The sequence below is a fragment of the Streptococcus mitis genome (assembly GCF_000722705.1).
Classification (GTDB): Bacteria; Bacillota; Bacilli; order Lactobacillales; family Streptococcaceae; genus Streptococcus; species Streptococcus mitis_P.
The window spans coordinates 82,846-101,036 of record NZ_JPFW01000004.1 but is presented as its reverse complement, the minus strand read 5'-3'; the positions used below and the strand labels follow the sequence as shown (position 1 = coordinate 101,036).

The following is an 18,191-nucleotide window of genomic DNA, read 5'->3' as shown; positions in this document are numbered from 1 at the left end:
GCCACCTCCTATTCAGTTCGATATATCGCATCTCGTTATATAAAATATATCACACCTCGATATAAAACACAAGAAAAAAGACCGCCCTCAGGCAATCTTTCTTCTATATTAGTAAAGATCTAAATAGTTATCAATTTCCCATTGTGAAACGAAGGTTGCATAACTTGACCATTCAATTCGTTTGGCTTCAAGGAAACTAGTATAGATATGTTCTCCAAGAGCTGCTCTGACAACCTCATCTTCTGTCAAAGCTTTCAAAGCGTTGTGAAGAGTTGATGGAAGGTCTGTAATACCAGCTTCCTTACGCTCTTCTGCTGTCATGATGTAGATATTTTCTTCGATAGGAGCTGGTGCTTCGATTTTATTTTCAATACCATGCAAACCAACTTCCAACAGAACCGCCATAGCGATGTATGGGTTAGCCATTGGATCCACTGAACGTAACTCAAGACGAGTTCCCATGCCACGTGAAGCAGGCACGCGCACAAGTGGCGAACGGTTACGACCAGCCCAAGCAATGTAAACAGGCGCTTCATAACCTGGAACCAAACGTTTGTATGAGTTAACCGTTGGGTTCATAATAGCAGTATAGTTGTAGGCATGCTTAATCAAACCGCCAAGGAAATAGTAGGCAGTTTCTGACAACTGCATTCCTTTTGGATCATTTGGATCAAAGAAGGCATTATTTCCTTCTGCATCAAATAAGGACATATTACAGTGCATACCTGATCCAGCAATACCAAATTTTGGTTTAGCCATAAAGGTTGCGTAAAGCCCATGTTTGCGAGCAATAGTTTTAACAACAAGTTTGAAGATTTGAATCTTATCACAGGCACGGAGAACTTCATCGTACTTAAAGTCAATCTCGTGTTGACCAACCGCAACCTCGTGGTGACTCGCTTCTACTTCAAATCCCATTTTGGTCAAGACATTGACAATCTCACGACGTGTATTGTCCGCAAGGTCAGTAGGTGCCAAATCAAAGTAGCCACCCTTGTCATTTACTTCAAGTGTTGGATCCCCATTTTCGTCCAGTTTAAATAGGAAGAATTCTGGCTCTGGTCCAAGGTTGAAGGATTTGAATCCCACTTCTTCCATGTGACGGAGAGCACGTTTTAAATTACCACGAGGGTCACCTGCAAATGGTTCACCTTCTGTTGTATAGACATCACAGATTAAACCTGCAACACTTCCATTTTCATCTCCCCAAGGGAAGACTGTCCATGTATCCAAGTCAGGATGCAAGTACATATCTGACTCATTGATACGTACAAAACCTTCGATAGAAGATCCATCAAACATAGCCTTGTTTGACAAGACTTTATCTAACTGTTCATCTGTAGCAGGAATTTCGACGTTCTTCATCGTCCCCAAAATATCTGAGAACATAAGACGAATAAAGGTAACATTTTTTTCCTTGACTTCACGACGAATATCTGCAGCTGTGATTGGCATGAGTTTTCTCCTTAATGTATGACTACTTGCGGTTGCCTAACCGCGACCAAAAGGTGACCGTACTGAAGCAAAGCGCCCCTGTTGGAGGAGTTCATTGTGAAGTGCACGACGCACCTCAGTCTGACTCACCGCTTTCTTGGATTTCGCTTCACGTTCAGCATATTTTTTCTTAATGGCAGCGATATTATAACCTTCAGAGATATAATCTTTGATTTCAAGCAGACGATCCATGTCATTCAAGGAATACATGCGACGGTTTCCTTCGTTTCGATCAGGTTTAATCAACTCTTGATCTTCATAATAACGAATCTGACGCGCCGATAGATCGGTCAACTTCATAACACTGCCGATAGGAAAAACAGCCATATTTCGGCGAAATTCTTTTTCCTTCATTTACAATTTCCTTCTTTCTGTCTATTATAGTCTAAAAAAAGACAAACGTCAATTGATAATGTTATAAAATGTAACATTATTTTTCTTTTTTTCTAAAAAGAGACGAATGCGGTCAATATCGTAATTTACCAGAATTGCGACAAAAACTCCCATAAAAGTTTCCGATACACGCGCAAACACGTACAAAATCGTTTCACCGCTCGGAATCGATAGGGTAATGATTAACATGGCTGCTACACCGCCAATAACACCTGCTTTGTTATTCATGGCTACATTTGTCATAATGGTTAACATGGTGCAGATTGGAACAATAACTAAGGTTACCCAAAAAGCCTCGTGGAAAAAGGTATTTAATAAGAAGAAGACCAGGGCATAGAGACCACCGATACTATTTCCAAGAATACGCGAAGTCCCAAAATGAACACTCTTATCAAAACTCTCTCTCAGACTAAAAACCGCTGTCAAAGCACCGATTTGAAGACCTTTCCAGCCAAAAAAGCCAAAAATCAAGAGAACTAGAAAAACAGCAATACCTGTTTTAAAAGTTCGCATACCAAGTTTGAACTGGGATTTATCGAATTTATATTTTTTAAAATAACTCATAATCTCAACTTTCTATTTCCATTTTATCATAATTTGGGTGATTTTATGAGCAATAGTTGAGAGGAAGCGTTTTTATTTTAAGCAAAAGAAAAGAGGGACCTTCATCCCTCTCTTCTTTGATTCATTTATAAAATCTTATTTTTCTGTCAAGGCTGCAAGTCCTGGAAGAACTTTACCTTCAAGAAGTTCCATTGATGCTCCACCACCAGTAGAGATCCATGAGAACTTGTCTGCACGTCCAAGGTTAATCGCTGCAGCAGCTGAGTCACCACCACCGATGATTGATTTAACACCTGGTTGTTTCACGATAGCATCCATCACACCGATTGTACCAGCTTGGAAATCTGGGTTTTCAAATACACCCATAGGTCCGTTCCATACAACTGTTTTGGCACCAGTCAAAGCTTCATCAAATTTAGCGATAGATTTTGGACCGATGTCAAGACCAAGGAAGCCTTCAGAAACTGCTTCACCTTCAGTGTCACGTACTTCAGTGTAACCAGCAAAGGCGTTTGCTTCTTTTGAGTCAACTGGCAAGATCAATTTACCATTTGCTTTTTCAAGAAGAGCTTTCGCAACATCCAATTTGTCCTCTTCTACAAGTGAGTTACCGATTTCGATACCTTGTGCTTTGTAGAATGTGTAAGTCATACCACCACCGATAAGGACTTTATCAGCTTTTTCAAGCAAGTTTTCGATAACACCGATCTTGTCTGAAACTTTTGAACCACCAAGGATAGCCACAAATGGACGTTCTGGAGTTTCAACTGCTTCTTGGATGTAGGCAATTTCGTTTTCAAGAAGGAAACCAGCAACTGCTTTTTCAACGTTTGCTGAGATACCAACGTTAGATGCGTGTGCACGGTGAGCTGTACCGAATGCATCGTTTACGAAGATACCATCTCCAAGTGATGCCCAGTATTTACCAAGTTCAGGATCGTTTTTAGATTCTTTCTTGCCGTCAACATCTTCGTAACGAGTGTTTTCAACCAAGAGAACTTGTCCATCTTCAAGAGCGTTGATAGCTGCTTCCAATTCAGCACCACGAGTGACACCTGGAAGGAAAGCAACTTCTTGACCCAATTTAGCTGCCAAGTCAGCAGCTACAGGAGCAAGTGATTTACCAGCTTTGTCTGCTTCTTCTTTTACACGGCCAAGGTGAGAGAAGAGGATAGCACGTCCACCTTGTTCAAGGATGTACTTGATAGTTGGAAGAGCTGCTGTGATACGGTTGTCGTTAGTGATTACGCCATCTTTCAATGGTACGTTGAAGTCAACACGAACGAGGACTTTTTTACCTTTCAAGTCAACGTCTTTAACAGTAAGTTTTGCCATGTTACAAAAACCCCTTTATTTATTTTATTCAAAACTATTATATCACACTTTGGAAATATAAGGAAAGATTTCACAAGATTTTTCGATATTTAATCTTTGTGACATGCTAAAGTATATTATTTTTGCTTTTTCTCACAAATTTTCTTTCTAAAATTTCATCTTAACACTTGTTAGATTTACTTTTATCCTTTAAAATAGAATAGGAGATATTCCGTTATTATTTTTCGGAGGAAAAAGAAATGTCCATTAATTGGCAGGAAATTTTATTTCACTTTTTAGGTGGTCTGGGACTATTCTTGTATAGTATCAAGACCATGGGAGACGGTTTGCAACAAGCTGCTGGAGATCGCCTTCGTTTTTACATTGACAAGTACACCAGCAATCCCTTTTTAGGTGTTCTAGTCGGGATTGTCGTAACTGCCCTTATTCAGTCAAGTACAGGGGTTACAGTTATCACAGTTGGACTGGTCAGTGCTAGTCTTCTAACTCTTAGACAGGCTATCGGAATTATCATGGGAGCCAACATCGGAACTACCGTTACTTCCTTTATCATCGGTTTCAAGCTTGGTGAGTATGCTTTACCCCTGATTTTCCTTGGAACCATGTTCCTCTTCTTTACAAAAAACAGAACAGCAAACAATATCGGGCGCATCCTGTTTGGTGTAGGGGGAATCTTCTACGCCCTCAACCTCATCAGTGCTGGTATGAGTCCTCTTAAAGATTTACCACAATTTAAGGAATATATGGTAACCTTGGGACAAAATCCTATTTTAGGAGTTTTTGCTGGTGCAGTGATTACCGTTCTCATCCAAGCTTCTTCTGCGACAATCGGGATTTTGCAAGGTCTCTATGCAGGTGGATTCCTTGACCTTAAAGGTTCTCTACCAGTTCTCTTCGGGGATAATATCGGAACAACCCTAACCGTTATCATCGCGGCAGCTGGAGCCAATGTCTCTGCGAAACGCGTTGCAGCAACCCACGTTACCTTTAACGTTTTAGGAACTATCCTTTGCTTAATCTTATTAGGTCCATTTACGTCTATGATTGAGTACTTCCAAGCACTCTTTCACCTCTCACCTGAGATGACCATCGCCTTCTCGCACGGTGCCTTTAACGTAAGTAACACCATTGTACAATTTCCATTCATCGGAGCCTTGGCTTTCTTTGTAATCAAGCTCATCCCTGGTGAAGATGAAGTTGTGAAGTACGAGCCACTTTATCTTGATGAGCATTTGATTAAACAAGCTCCATCAATCGCTCTTGGAAATGCTAAAAAAGAACTCCTTCACTTGGGAAATTATGCTTCTAAAGCCTTTGACCTTTCATACAACTACATCATTGACCTTAATGAAAAGGTTGCTGAAAAAGGACACAAGACAGAAGAAGCCATCAATACCATTGATGAAAAATTGACTCGTTACCTGATTACTCTTTCAAGTGAAGCCCTTAGCCAGAAAGAAAGTGAAGTGCTCACCAATATCCTTGATTCATCCCGCGATTTGGAACGGATTGGGGACCACGCAGAAGCGCTAATCAATCTAACTGACTACCTTCAACGTAAAAATGTTGAGTTCTCTGAAGCTGCTTTGCAGGAATTGACTGATATCTATCAAAAAACTACTGGCTTTATCAAGGATGCCCTTGATAGCGTGGAAAACAATGATATCGAAAAAGCTCAAAGTCTGATTGAACGCCATAAAGAAATCAACAATATAGAACGTGTTCTCAGAAAGACCCATATCAAACGTCTCAACAAGGGTGAGTGTTCAACACAAGCTGGGGTCAACTTTATTGACATCATTTCCCACTACACTCGTGTATCAGACCACGCTATGAATCTGGCTGAAAAGGTCATTGCTGAACAAATCTAATACTCTTCGAAAATCTCTTCAAACCACGTCAACGTCGCCTTGCCGTACTCAAGTACAGCCTGCGGCTAGTTTCCTAGTTTGCTCTTTGATTTTCATTGAGTATAAGTACCAAGAAGCTATCCTAAATGGGATGGCTTTTTTCTTCTCCTCATCAAGAATAGCTTTTCTGCCATATAAAAAAATGCTTTGATTCACAATGGAATCAAAGCATTTTAAAGAGCTCTCCATACATGAGCGCAGAAGCTGCAGTTCCTCTGTACTTGGCTTCTTCTCTTTTGATAAAACGAGCCAAGTTGAGCAACTCAGGTACTGGATGTTTGGGTTTTAGGAGCAATTCACGATTGACCAGACCTGAGAGACGAACTGCCAGCAATTGCTCATTTGTAGTAGGCAGTTTTTTAGCAGTCTCTAGGAGAGCAGCAACTAAATCTTCACTCAAATCATGTCGAGCATGATTGTAAAGATCTTTTATAAGGCTTTCTAGGTTTGGTTCTACCATCCCTACCACCTCCCTTATGTTTAATAATTTTTAATCAAATCAACCGTTGAACGATCCAATTTTTTCACCAAGGCTTGCAAGAATGCTTGAGCTTCTAGGAAGTCATCCATAGCGTAGAGGGTTTGGTGAGAATGGATATAACGGGCACAGACACCGATAGTTGTAGATGGGACACCACCATTTTTCAGATGAGCTGCGCCAGCGTCTGTTCCGCCTTTACCACAGTAGTATTGGTACTTGATACCCGCTTCTTCAGCCGTTGTCAAAAGGAAATCCTTCATACCTGGGAGAAGCAAGTGACCTGGATCGTAGAAACGAATCAAGGTTCCATCTCCAATCTTGCCTTGACCACCGTAGACATCACCTGCTGGTGAGCAATCAACTGCGAGGAAAACTTCTGGGTCAAACTTGGTTGTAGATGTATGGGCACCACGAAGCCCAACTTCTTCTTGGACGTTAGAGCCAAGATAGAGTTCATTTCCGAGTTTTTGACCTGATAAAGCTTCTGCCAGCTCACTTACCATAAGAACACCGTAGCGGTTATCCCAAGCTTTTGAGATGATATTTTTTTCATTGGCTGTCAAGATAGCAGAGCTATCAGGGACAATGGTGTCACCAGGACGGATGCCAAAACTTTCTGCCTCAGCCTTGTCCGCAAACCCACCATCAAAGACAATATCCGCAATGGCTGGCATGGTTGGTCCCCCCTTTCCACGAGTCAAATGTGGAGGAACAGAGCCTGAAATCACTGGGATTTCACGACCATCACGTGTTAAGAGTTTAAAACGTTGGCTGCTGACCACCATAGGATTCCAACCACCGATTTCAACGACACGGAAAGTACCGTCTGGCTTGATTTCGCTGACCATAAAACCAACTTCGTCCATGTGAGAAGCGACCAAGACGCGCGGTGCATCCGCGGCTTCTGAATGCTTGATACCAAAAATACCACCCAAGCCGTCTGTCACCACTTCATCCACATGCGGTGTCAACTTTTCACGAAGATAAGCACGGACAGGCGCTTCATGACCTGAGATCGCAGCAAGTTCTGTTACTTCTTTGATTTTTGAAAATAATGTTGTCATTTCAATTCCTTCTTTCTTTCATCCATTTTACCACTTTTTATAGGAGAAGGATAGTGGGAAGGTGGATTTCTAAATTAGTATCATATTCTTGCTGTATCTTAGAAAAGGATAGTATTCTCTTACATGTGAGGTGAAATTTAAGAAATATTCCAAGATTAACCCAATCATTAATTCCCAAACAAAAAAACAATCTAACGATATATTCGTTCAGTTTTTTATAAAACAATAACAGAAAATAATTGACTTTCCCTTCTTCTTTCTTTAAAATAGTACAAAATTAGAAAAGGAAAAAATCATGACAAAAACAATTCTTGTTACAGGTGGAGCTGGCTATATTGGCTCCCATACCGTTAAAGCTCTTTTAAATGCAGGCTACAAGGTGCATGTCCTAGATAATCTCTCTACAGGAAATCGTTCGGCTGTGGATAGTCGTGCTAGCTTTAAACAACTGGATGTTTATGATGCTAGTGCCTTAAAAACTTACTTGGAAGAAAATAAGATTGATGCTGTTCTTCATTGTGCAGGTGAAATTGTTGTGAGCGAAAGTATTGAAAATCCAAGCAAATACTTCACTGCCAATGTTGCTGGTATGAACCAAGTTCTCAAAGTCTTATCTGAAGTTGGCATTCAAAAAATTATGTTCTCTTCAACCGCTTCTCTCTATGGCAATAACTGTATTGACAAGCCAGCAACTGAAGACACCCTGCTTGATCCTGTCAACCCTTATGCAGAGACAAAACTGATGGGTGAACGAATGATTTACTGGATGGCCAATCGCTACGACTGGAAATATGTCATTTTCCGTTACTTTAATGTAGCTGGGGCTGAAATGGATGCTTCAAACGGTCTGCGTGTGAAAAATCCAACTCACATCATTCCCAACATCAACAAGACCGCATTGGGACAAAATGAGAGTCTAAAAATATTTGGAGATGACTACGATACACGTGACGGTTCATGTATTCGGGATTACATTCATGTCTTGGACCTTGCACAAGCACATGTTAAAGGGATGAATTACCTCTTCCAAGAAGACAGTTCTTCTCAAATCTTTAACTTAGGAACTGAGAAAGGCTATACTGTCAAAGAAATCTTTAAAACTGCTGAAAAATTGCTGGATCAAAAAATCCCACACGAGATTGTTGCTCGTCGTGCTGGTGACCCAGCTAGCGTCCTAGCAGATGCATCAAAAGCTAAACAATTTCTTAACTGGCAGGCTAGCTACTCCCTCGAAGATATTATTTTATCAGACTATCGTTGGCGAGTTAAAGAGGGTAAAAATATTTTGGAATAAGATAACAGAGGAGAAAGTCCTGGTACTCTCTCCTTGCTTTATTTGTTAAATTGTCAGAAAATTTATTGACAGATTAAAAAAATCGTGTTACATTTATATCTGCAGGTATCTTTCGATACCAAATCTACATGAAAGGACTGGGTATGAAACTTTCTCATTATTTAATTGCCTTACTTCTACTCCTAGTCTTTCTCTCTATTAGCATTGGAACCAGTGATTTTTCATGGGGAAAACTCTTTGCTTTTGATCAGCAGACTTGGCTCCTCTTTCAAGAGTCTCGTCTTCCAAGGACGATTAGTATTCTCCTAACGGCCTCTAGTATGAGTATGGCAGGACTTCTCATGCAGACTATTACCCAAAATCAGTTTGCTGCTCCGAGTACAGTTGGGACTACTGAAGCCGCCAAACTAGGAATGGTATTGAGCCTCTTTGTCTTTCCATCGGCTAGTCTGACCCAAAAGATGGTCTTTGCTTTTGTTTCATCCATCGTATTCACCCTCTTCTTTCTAGCCTTTATGACCATTTTTACTGTAAAGGAAAGGTGGATGTTGCCTCTAATTGGGATTATTTATAGTGGAATTATCGGTTCTGTGACAGAAGTTATCGCCTATCGGTTCAATCTGGTTCAGAGTATGACTGCTTGGATCCAAGGTTCCTTCTCCATGATTCAGACTCATCAGTATGAGTGGCTCTTCTTAGGCCTCATTATCCTGATTGCCGTTTGGAAATTGTCCCAAACCTTTACCATCATGAATCTGGGCAAGGAAACCAGTGAGAGTCTGGGGATTTCTTACTCCCTGCTTGAAAAACTGGCCCTCTTTCTGGTCGCGCTAACGACAAGTGTCACCATGATTACCGTGGGTGGCTTGCCATTTCTTGGAGTCATCGTTCCCAATCTTGTTCGCAAGCGCTATGGAGATAATCTAAACCAGACCAAACTCATGGTCGTACTGGTCGGTGCCAATCTAGTTCTGGCCTGCGACATCCTCTCTCGAGTCTTGATTCGGCCCTATGAGCTGTCTGTCAGTCTTCTACTAGGAATCATTGGTAGCCTCGTTTTTATCCTACTTCTTTGGAGAGGGGGACGAAAAGATGCAGTCTAAAAGCAAACATACCAAGCTCTTCAGCCTTCTCATTATTCTGGCTATCGGAGCTTGTCTCCTCTACTTTTGGCCCATCACTCACTTGTCTGCCTTTGCTTGGAAGTTACGTTCCCAAAAAATCGTCGTTTATCTCTTGGTGGCCATCGCGACTGGGATTTCAACCATTAGTTTTCAAACCCTGACAGAAAATCGCTTCCTGACACCTAGTATTTTGGGAATCGAATCTTTCTACGTCCTGCTACAAACCCTACTACTGGTTTTTGAAAGCAAATTTCTTCAACTTGGGAAGTCTCCTATCTTAGAATTCCTAGTCTTACTTTTGCTTCAATCCCTCTTCTTTCTCGTCTTACAAGGCTACTTGAAGACGCTGATGAAGCAAGATCTGGTCTTCATTCTGCTAATCTGTCTAGCCCTCGGAAGTCTCTTTCGAAATATCAGTACCTTCCTCCAAGTCCTGATGGATCCAAATGAATACGATAAACTGCAGAACAGTCTCTTCGCCTCCTTTCAGCATCTCAACACTTCCATCCTAGCCATCGGTTCTTTGATCATCCTCGTCTTGACTATCTTTTTCTTTCGGAAAGCAGTCATTCTGGATGTCTTGCACCTGCAAAGAGAAACGGCTCAGATACTGGGACTCGATGTTGAAAAAGAACAGAGAGAGTTCCTCTGGGGAATCGTGCTTTTGACCTCAACGGCCACTGCCTTGGTAGGGCCTATGGCCTTCTTCGGCTTTATGCTGGCCAACCTCACCTACCTAATCGTCAAAGATTATCGGCACAAGTTGCTCTTTATCGTAGCAATTCTGATTGGATTTATTAGTTTGACCTTGGGGCAAGCTCTCATCGAACGAGTCTTTGCACTAGAAATTCGCATCAGCATGATCATTGAGAGTGTGGGGGGCTTCTTATTCTTTATCTTACTTTACAGGAGGGCACGTCGGTGAAACTGGAAAACATTGACAAATCCATTCAAAAACAGGATATTTTGCAAGGCATTACCCTTGAAGTCAGTCCTCAGAAACTGACAGCCTTTATTGGTCCAAATGGTGCTGGAAAATCGACTCTCCTCTCCATCATGAGCAGACTGACCAAGAAAGATCAGGGAATTCTCAGTATCAAAGGTCGTGAAATCGAAAGCTGGAATTCCCAAGAACTAGCCAAAGAACTTACTATCCTAAAGCAGAAAATCAATTACCAAGCCAAATTAACCGTTGAAGAACTGGTCAGTTTTGGACGTTTTCCCTACAGTCGTGGTAAACTGAGAGCAGATGACTGGGAAAAAATCCGAGAAACTCTGGACTATCTGGAACTGACCAACTTAAAAGACCGTTACATCGATAGTCTGTCTGGTGGACAGCTCCAACGTGTCTTTATCGCCATGGTACTGGCCCAGGATACAGACTTTATCTTGCTGGACGAACCGATCAACAATCTCGATATCAAGCAAAGTGTCAGCATGATGCAGATTCTTCGGCGACTGGTGGAGGAACTAGGGAAGACCATTATCATCGTCCTCCACGATATCAACATGGCCAGTCAATATGCGGATGAAATTGTCGCCTTCAAGGACGGTCGAGTCTTTAGCAAGGGAAGAACCGATCAAATCATGCAGGCTGACCTGCTCAGTCAACTTTACGAGATTCCCATCACGCTGGCTGATATCAATGGTAAAAAGATCTGCATCTATAGCTAGCAACTCAGAAATTCGAGTTAGAGAACCCTCTGTCTCTTAGCTAACAAACCTATCTAAGAGACTCCCTACATCGTTATCACATTTTAAAAAGGAGAAATCATGAAAACATCCCTTAAATTTTATCTTACTGCCCTAGTGGCCAGTTTCTTGCTCCTACTTGGTGCATGTAGTACAAACTCAAGCACTAGTAAGACGGAGTCAAGTAGCTCTGCTCCAACAGAGGTAACCATTAAAAGTTCACTAGGTGTAGTCACACTTTCAAAAGTCCCTGAAAAGATTGTGACCTTTGACCTCGGTGCTGCGGATACTATTCGCGCTTTAGGTTTTGAAAAGAATATCGTCGGAATGCCTACAAAAACTGTTCCGACTTATCTTAAAGACCTAGCTGGAAAAGTTAAAAATGTTGGTTCTATGGTTGAGCCAGACCTAGAAGCCCTTGCTGCTCTTGAACCAGACCTAATTATCGCTTCACCACGTACCCAAAAATTCGTAGATAAGTTCAACGAAATCGCTCCGACTGTTCTCTTCCAAGCAGGCAAAGATGACTACTGGACTTCTACCAAGACTAATATCGAATCCCTAGCAAGCGCCTTTGGTGAAACTGGTACACAGAAAGCCAAGGAAGAATTGGCCAAGCTAGACAAAAGCATCCAAGAAGTCGCAACTAAAAATGAAAGTTCTGACAAAAAAGCCCTTGCCATCCTCCTCAATGAAGGAAAAATGGCTGCCTTTGGTGCCCAATCTCGTTTTTCTTTCTTGTACCAAACCTTGAAATTCAAGCCAACTGATACTCAATTTGAAGATTCTCGCCACGGACAAGAAGTCAGCTTTGAAAGTGTCAAAGAAATCAATCCTGATATCCTCTTTATCATCAACCGTACCCTTGCTATCGGTGGTGACAACTCAAGTAACGATGGCGTCCTAGAAAATGCCCTTATCGCTGAAACACCTGCCGCTAAAAATGGTAAGATTATCCAACTAACACCAGACCTCTGGTATCTAAGCGGTGGCGGGCTTGAATCAACTAAACTCATGATTGAAGACGCTCAAAAAGCTTTGAAATAAGCCGCTTCAAACTCAATTTAAGTAAAATTTTGACATTCTAAAACCTTTTGCCCAACCTCATTTTCCTTCTTGATTCCGTTTAAGGGAAAAATGGTCTGGGACGGGGTCCTTGCCTGTTTTCGACCAGGGATGGCAACGTAAAATCCGAGCCAAACCCATCAAGACACCCTTGAAACCATGTTTTTCAATAGACTGAATCATGTAATTGGAACAAGTCGGCTCAAAGCGACAAGAGGCTGGAAAGGCTGGCGAGATAAAACGTTGGTAAAAGCGCACAGGCGCTATTAAGATTCGTTTCATTATTTCTTGGTTACAGCCATGGTGTGTAGTTGGCTGATTTCTTTTTTGTTAAGACGACGGGATTCTCCTGGACGGAGTCCTGTCAAGTCTAGATGTCCAAAACGTGTCCGTGACAACTTGTCCACTTGGAGACCGACAGCTTCAAACATCTTTTTAACCTGGTGGTTACGCCCTTCATGGATGGTCAACTGTACCACAGAGCGGTTTTTGACTGGATCCACTTTGAGAATCTCATAGACAGCCGGCTTGGTTTTCTTGCCATCAATCTCAAGTCCACGGGTCAAGGGACGAAGATTGTCCTTATTGGCCACACCTTTAACACGCGCGACATAAACCTTATCAATCTCATTACGAGGGTGAATCATCTCATCCGTAAAATCCCCATCATTGGTCAAAATCAAGATTCCTGATGTATCCCAGTCCAAACGACCTACAGGGTAGATGCGCTCTTTCACATTGGGCAAGAGATCGACAACCGTCTTGCGCCCCTTGTCATCTGTCACACTGGAAATCACACCGCGCGGTTTGTTAAGCAGATAATAAACCTTTTCTTCGTTGTAGATAGGTTGACCTTCCACTTCGACCTTGTCGCCTGACTTGATGGTCGTTGCGAGTTCACGCACTACTTGGCCGTTGACCGTCACCAAGCCTTGCTTGATCAACTCTTCTGCTTTTCTCCTACTGGCCACACCTGCGTGGGCAATATACTTATTGATTCTCATCTTCTTCTATCCTTTCACCAAATAATTGGCTTTCTTGGGCTTGAATCTCAAGCTCATCAATCACTGGTAATTCTTCCAAATGGTTAATTCCCATGTAATCTAGGAAATAATCCGTAGTCACATAGAGGTTGGGGCGACCCAACACTTCTTTTTTCCCGTCTTCTTTAATCAAGTCAAAAGCCTGCAACTTTGCCAAAGCCCCACTCGAGTTGACACCACGGATGGCATCAATCTCTATCCGTGTGATGGGTTGCTTGTAGGCAATGATGGACAAGGTCTCAAGGGCAGCCCGAGACAAGCTCTGGTTAATAGGTGCCTTAGAATATTCCTTCAAAACCTCTGAAAACTGAGGCTTGGTCACCAATCTATAAGCCCCACCTGTCTCAATCAGAGCCAAACTGGAATCAGAGTCCTTATCATACTTCTGGGCTAATTTTTCTAAACTCTGTTGGATGCCTGTCGGTGGCAGAGAGAGGAGTTCAGCTAACTGGCGGACCCTAATCCCATCTTCACCCGCTACAAACAAGAGCGCTTCTATTTTTGCTAAAGTACTCATCTTTCCTCTCTATCAAGTCTAGCTTTGGGCTACTTGACTTTCTTCCTTCTTTTCCATGAGATAGATATCTCCGAAACTCTCCTCTTGCATGAGAACCAGCTCCTGGGTTTTGATTAACTCTAGGGTTGCCAAAAAGAGGGTAATGATCTCTTGGACATTCTGGGCTTCCTTGAATAAATCCTGCAAGCGCAACTGATCTCGTCCAGTCAAGGACTCTTTCACGATAACCATCATATCCTCAATCTTATACTCATCTCGCAAGATAGTCGTGTGATTCTGTGCAAACTCCTCTTTTTTCTTGGCTAGGATATTTGAAAAAGCCAAAAAGAGGTCAATGGTCGTCTTGTCATGCACAAGCTCCGCATCTTCGTAAATCAACTCAGTCGGCGCTTTGGAATAGTACTGGGCCCGTTCTTGGTGCTTGGCTTCCAAGTGCTCCCCCAAGAGCTTGAACTTGCGGTATTCTTCGATTTGAGAGAGAAGATCCTGCTCTAGGTCATCCTCCAAGTCTGTCACTTCTGCTACCTTTGGCAAGAGCTTGCGGCTCTTGATCAGCATGAGCTGACTGGCCATGACCATGTACTCACCCGTCACTTCCAGACGCATGGCCTGCAGGGTTGAGACATAGGCTAAGTACTGTTCGATGACTTCTGTGATGGGCACATCGTAGATATCCATCTGATACTTTGAGACTAGGTGCAAGAGTAAGTCCAGAGGCCCTTCAAAATCTTTTAATTTAATATCCATTATCTATATTTTTCTAAGGTCAGGACTGTTTTTAATCCTAATTTTTTTGCAATTTCGTACAAATCGACCTTGTTTTCTATTTGTCTTAGAATGAACTGTTCCCGCAAGGCTTGAGCGGATAAGCTTGGAAAACCTTTCTCCTTGACAAAAGCTTCTAACTGACGGAAGGCCCACTGACGAGAATAAGCTTTCCCTGCCCTTTCAAAGAGATAGGTTTGTCCCATCAAGGGTTCCAATTCTGAAAGCAAGGTCGTGGGAATGGTGACAATCCTCTGTTGGGAAGCCTTGTTAATTCGCAACACCTGAAAATCCAGATTAATATCCGCAACCTTGAGGGCTAAAATCTCACTTGGCAAGAGCCCTATTTCCAAGATAAGAAGCGCCAGTAAGCGTCCCTCTGGATAGTCGCTTTCCTGCCAAAACGAGTCTAGATCTAACAATTCTGGCTTTTCGTTCTTCTTTTCAGCTTGTTTAGCTAATTCCAAACGGTAAAAGCTATCCACCTCTCCTTTTTGATAGAGAAAGTAGAGAAATTGATTACAGGCCGAAATCTTTCGCTTCTGGGCGCTAATTTTTAGATTGGCTAGCTGGGCTTGGTAAATCTTGAGACTGGTCTCAGAAATCCGCTCGCCCACCATGTCTAAAAATTGCTCCAAATCATACTTATAGGACTGCTTGGAATTGGCAGACAAGCCCTGCTTTTCCTCTAAAAAGGCTGAAATCCTATCTCTCATCTGCATCGAATCTCATAATCCTTACTAAAATCATGCAAGAGAGCATTGACTGCCTTGAGGATAGATTTGCGCGTAATAATCCCTTGGAAAATCCCCTCTGCGTCCACAACCGGTAAGAAAGACTCATCTACCAGCTTGTGCAAGACCTCCGTAATGGTAAAATCAGGCGAAACAACCGCTACGTCCCTTTTCGTCATGTGGACAATGTCCGTATCTGCCATGATTTCTTGACTCAAGTCATGCTCCATCTGATAAGCCATAATATCTCTGAGCCCAATAGTCCCAACAAACTGCTTTTCATCTGTCACAACGGGAACACGGGTATAGGTCATCTGACTGAGCAAGAGGGTCGCATGATCCGCATTATGGGTATCAATCAACACAGCTAGATTTTCAGCAGGGGTCAAAAAAGTTTCCTCTTGCCCTAGCAAGAAAGTCTCAAACTCCTTGGCAATCATCGGCTAAACTCCTTGGACAAGCCTGGATACACCTCGTGGTTTCGTGTCAAAAAGTCCACTTTGAAGTAACTGTCATCAATCTCCACGCGAGCATAGAGACATTCTCTGATAGTCCCACGTGGTTGACTGATTGAACCTGGATTTAGAAAGAGGGTTTTGCCCTCCACCCAAGCACTTGGCACATGCAAGTGGCCATAAAGGCAGATATCGGCTTCTTCTTCCTGAGCCCAGTAGTCCAACTTTTGAAAGTTGAAATTGATGTCAAACAGGTGTCCATGGGTTTGGATAATCTTGGTCGAAGCAAGCTCAGTCACCAAACGTTCTGGGTAGCCTGCATAGAAGTCCATATTCCCTTTAACAACACGGATTCCCTCCCAAAGGGGAGAATCAGGACGCAGTTCAGAATCGCCGTTATGAAAAACGGCGTCAACTTTGCCCACATAGCGATCACGGATTTCTTCCACAATCAAGCTATCTCCATGGGAATCGCTCATTACAATGATGGTTTGCTTTGCCATGATGGAAATACCTCCAAAAGTTTCTTAACGGCTAAGGCACGGTGAGATTGACTATTTTTTTCTTCAAGGGTTAATTCAGCTGAGGACTTGCCTGTCTCTCCTACAAGGAAGAGAGGATCGTAACCAAATCCATTTTCACCCTTAGGTTCAAAGTTAATGTAGCCTGGCCAGTCTGCTTCAACAACCAAACTTTCCTTGTTTGGGCTGGCTACGACTAGGGTTGTATGGAATTGAGCCGAGCGGTCCTTGAGTTCAAAGACCATGGCCAATTCGTGCAAGAGTTTAGCATTGTTTTCACGGTCAGTTGCACCCACACCTGCGAAACGAGCTGACCAGACACCTGGCAAACCGCCCAAAACATCTACTTTAAGTCCAGAGTCATCCGCCAGAACCATCTTGCCCGTTAATTGAGAAATAGTTTCTGCCTTAAGGCGGGCATTTTCTTCGAAGGTCATGCCTGTTTCTGCTACTTCAGGTAGGTCAGGATAGTCATTGAGATTTTCCACATCGTAGCCTAGCTTGTCAAAGATAGCTCGAAATTCCTTGGTCTTGCCCTCGTTACGAGTCGCAATCAACAAGGTTTCTCTAACCTTGTTTGTCTCAAAGAAATCATGAACATTGACCCCTTCTTTGGGCAATTCCACATACAAGAGTTGGCCATTTTCAACCAAGAGCAGAGCCCCCTGACGTTGAATGACTTCCAAATTTCGGCCCATTTCTTGGCTAAGGATATCTACCACAAAAGACAATAAACGGTAGCGAGAACCATAGCGTAAAACAGTAACCGAAATAGGAAAACCTCGCTCCTCATCTCGAAAGATTTTGGCCAATCCAACCAGAGGAAAATCCAAGTCTTCATCCGTCAACGTCCGGACGCCACCAAAAATACTATAGGACCCGACATACCAGTCCTGGTCATCCTTGTATTCATAAATTTTATTTGTCATAATTCTACATGCTCCACATGAATTTCTTTTTCCAGCCATTCTTCACCAATTTGTGCAAAACTTTGGCTGCTGGCTGTTGTGTAAAAACGGTGATGGAGTGGTCCAGCATCGCGACCACGATTGATTTCAAAATAATTGAGTAAGACTGAGATATCCCGTACGCACTCTGCCCCACTATCAATGAGCTGAACCTTTGGCCCCATGACATTCTGGATGATAGGGCGAAGGAGTGGGTAATGGGTACAGCCTAAAATCAGGCTATCCACCTTTCCAACCAAGGGACGCAGGGTTTCATAGACTACTTTCTTAGTGACACTGGTTGACAGGGCACCCGACTCGACCAAGGGGGCAAACTTGGGACAGGCCAAACTCTCCACCTGTAAGTCCGGATCCAGATCATGGATTTTCTGACGGTAGATGTCTGATTGTACCGTCATGGGCGTTCCAATGACCCCGATTTTCCCACCTTGGCTGGATTTGATGGCTGCCGAAGCTCCTGGCAAAATTACACCTAGGACAGGGATGTCTAGCTGAGCCTTGATTTCTTCCCAGACGACCGCAGTCGCAGTGTTACAAGCAATGACAATCATCTTGACATCCTTGGTCAAGAGAAAGTTGACCAACTGCCAAGTATATTCCCGAATTTGCTCAGCAGGACGGGGCCCGTAAGGCGCCCGTGCCGAATCTCCAATATAGACGATTTCTTCATGGGGAAGCTGGCGCTTGAGCTCGCGCACAACGGTCAAGCCCCCGACACCCGAATCCAAAAAACCAATTGGTCGATTATCCATACAGTCTTCTTTCTAGTCTT

21 protein-coding genes are annotated in these 18,191 nt (G+C 42.8%); 6 read left to right on the top strand and 15 right to left on the bottom strand.

The window, feature by feature from the left end; all coding sequences use genetic code 11:
- Window positions 1–108: 108 nt before the first annotated feature.
- From glnA to SK642_RS01620, 4 genes are all read right to left on the bottom strand, one after another.
- Window positions 109–1,455: a type I glutamate--ammonia ligase gene (gene glnA, locus SK642_RS01635; RefSeq protein ID WP_033681329.1), complete on the bottom strand. Its 1,347-nt coding sequence runs from the start codon at window positions 1,453–1,455 to the stop codon at window positions 109–111.
- A 36-nt stretch (window positions 1,456–1,491) separates the two neighbouring features.
- Window positions 1,492–1,848 (bottom strand): transcriptional repressor GlnR, encoded by a 357-nt coding sequence (gene glnR, locus SK642_RS01630; RefSeq protein WP_000659548.1) that lies wholly within the window; start codon window positions 1,846–1,848, stop codon window positions 1,492–1,494.
- A 48-nt stretch (window positions 1,849–1,896) separates the two neighbouring features.
- A complete protein-coding gene (locus tag SK642_RS01625) occupies window positions 1,897–2,451 on the bottom strand; it encodes an FUSC family protein (protein WP_033683090.1) in 555 nt (184 codons plus the stop codon).
- A gap of 135 nt (window positions 2,452–2,586) precedes the next feature.
- The gene (locus SK642_RS01620; protein ID WP_033683088.1) at window positions 2,587–3,786 is read right to left on the bottom strand and encodes a phosphoglycerate kinase; all 1,200 of its coding nucleotides are present in this window, start codon (window positions 3,784–3,786) and stop codon (window positions 2,587–2,589) included.
- A gap of 239 nt (window positions 3,787–4,025) precedes the next feature.
- On the opposite strand from SK642_RS01620, the gene SK642_RS01615 reads away from it, so the two are divergent.
- Window positions 4,026–5,657: a Na/Pi cotransporter family protein gene (locus tag SK642_RS01615; RefSeq protein WP_033683087.1), complete on the top strand. Its 1,632-nt coding sequence runs from the start codon at window positions 4,026–4,028 to the stop codon at window positions 5,655–5,657.
- 202 nt (window positions 5,658–5,859) lie between these two features.
- Here the strand turns inward: SK642_RS01615 and SK642_RS01610 are convergent, their stop codons facing one another.
- Entirely contained in the window at window positions 5,860–6,156 is a 297-nt protein-coding gene (locus tag SK642_RS01610) for an enterocin immunity protein (protein ID WP_033683086.1), read from the bottom strand.
- Between the two features lie 20 nt (window positions 6,157–6,176).
- Window positions 6,177–7,241, bottom strand: a complete 1,065-nt coding sequence (pepA, locus tag SK642_RS01605) for a glutamyl aminopeptidase (protein ID WP_000209170.1) — start codon at window positions 7,239–7,241, stop codon at window positions 6,177–6,179.
- Between the two features lie 295 nt (window positions 7,242–7,536).
- Here pepA and galE point away from each other — a divergent pair, with 295 nt between their 5' ends.
- The 5 genes from galE (at window position 7,537) to SK642_RS01580 (ending at window position 12,398) form a co-directional block, all read left to right on the top strand.
- On the top strand, window positions 7,537–8,535 hold the full coding sequence (gene galE / locus SK642_RS01600) for a UDP-glucose 4-epimerase GalE (protein WP_033683084.1): 999 nt from the start codon (window positions 7,537–7,539) through the stop codon (window positions 8,533–8,535).
- Between the two features lie 143 nt (window positions 8,536–8,678).
- Entirely contained in the window at window positions 8,679–9,638 is a 960-nt protein-coding gene (locus SK642_RS01595; protein ID WP_033683083.1) for an ABC transporter permease, read from the top strand.
- Complete coding sequence (locus tag SK642_RS01590; protein ID WP_033683082.1) at window positions 9,628–10,584, top strand: iron chelate uptake ABC transporter family permease subunit; 957 nt, start codon at window positions 9,628–9,630, stop codon at window positions 10,582–10,584. The genes SK642_RS01595 and SK642_RS01590 overlap by 11 nt, the downstream gene beginning before the upstream one ends.
- Window positions 10,581–11,333, top strand: coding sequence for an ABC transporter ATP-binding protein (locus tag SK642_RS01585; RefSeq protein ID WP_033683081.1), 753 nt, complete (start codon window positions 10,581–10,583; stop codon window positions 11,331–11,333). Before SK642_RS01590 ends, SK642_RS01585 begins: the two co-directional genes overlap by 4 nt.
- Before the next feature lie 99 nt (window positions 11,334–11,432).
- The gene (locus tag SK642_RS01580; RefSeq protein ID WP_033683080.1) at window positions 11,433–12,398 is read left to right on the top strand and encodes a siderophore ABC transporter substrate-binding protein; all 966 of its coding nucleotides are present in this window, start codon (window positions 11,433–11,435) and stop codon (window positions 12,396–12,398) included.
- A 57-nt stretch (window positions 12,399–12,455) separates the two neighbouring features.
- On the opposite strand, the gene yidD is transcribed toward SK642_RS01580, so the two are convergent.
- Genes yidD through racE form a run of 9 tightly spaced genes read right to left on the bottom strand, consistent with a single transcriptional unit; the run spans window position 12,456 to window position 18,171 of the window.
- Entirely contained in the window at window positions 12,456–12,698 is a 243-nt protein-coding gene (gene yidD / locus SK642_RS01575; RefSeq protein ID WP_033683079.1) for a membrane protein insertion efficiency factor YidD, read from the bottom strand.
- The gene (locus SK642_RS01570; RefSeq protein ID WP_033683078.1) at window positions 12,698–13,420 is read right to left on the bottom strand and encodes a pseudouridine synthase; all 723 of its coding nucleotides are present in this window, start codon (window positions 13,418–13,420) and stop codon (window positions 12,698–12,700) included. Before SK642_RS01570 ends, yidD begins: the two co-directional genes overlap by 1 nt.
- The gene (gene scpB, locus SK642_RS01565; RefSeq protein WP_033683077.1) at window positions 13,407–13,976 is read right to left on the bottom strand and encodes an SMC-Scp complex subunit ScpB; all 570 of its coding nucleotides are present in this window, start codon (window positions 13,974–13,976) and stop codon (window positions 13,407–13,409) included. The genes SK642_RS01570 and scpB overlap by 14 nt, the downstream gene beginning before the upstream one ends.
- Window positions 13,977–13,994: 18 nt before the next feature.
- Window positions 13,995–14,723: a segregation/condensation protein A gene (locus SK642_RS01560; RefSeq protein ID WP_033683076.1), complete on the bottom strand. Its 729-nt coding sequence runs from the start codon at window positions 14,721–14,723 to the stop codon at window positions 13,995–13,997.
- The gene (xerD, locus tag SK642_RS01555) at window positions 14,723–15,457 is read right to left on the bottom strand and encodes a site-specific tyrosine recombinase XerD (RefSeq protein ID WP_284697447.1); all 735 of its coding nucleotides are present in this window, start codon (window positions 15,455–15,457) and stop codon (window positions 14,723–14,725) included. Before xerD ends, SK642_RS01560 begins: the two co-directional genes overlap by 1 nt.
- Complete coding sequence (gene cbpB, locus SK642_RS01550) at window positions 15,454–15,915, bottom strand: cyclic-di-AMP-binding protein CbpB (RefSeq protein ID WP_033683074.1); 462 nt, start codon at window positions 15,913–15,915, stop codon at window positions 15,454–15,456. Before cbpB ends, xerD begins: the two co-directional genes overlap by 4 nt.
- Window positions 15,912–16,433, bottom strand: a complete 522-nt coding sequence (locus SK642_RS01545; RefSeq protein WP_033683073.1) for a metallophosphoesterase — start codon at window positions 16,431–16,433, stop codon at window positions 15,912–15,914. Before SK642_RS01545 ends, cbpB begins: the two co-directional genes overlap by 4 nt.
- Window positions 16,409–17,380, bottom strand: a complete 972-nt coding sequence (locus SK642_RS01540; RefSeq protein ID WP_033683072.1) for a nucleoside-triphosphate diphosphatase — start codon at window positions 17,378–17,380, stop codon at window positions 16,409–16,411. The genes SK642_RS01545 and SK642_RS01540 overlap by 25 nt, the downstream gene beginning before the upstream one ends.
- Window positions 17,377–18,171 carry a glutamate racemase gene (racE, locus tag SK642_RS01535; RefSeq protein WP_033683071.1) on the bottom strand — a complete coding sequence of 265 codons (795 nt, stop codon included), beginning with the start codon at window positions 18,169–18,171 and terminating at the stop codon, window positions 17,377–17,379. Before racE ends, SK642_RS01540 begins: the two co-directional genes overlap by 4 nt.
- Window positions 18,172–18,191 lie beyond the last annotated feature (20 nt).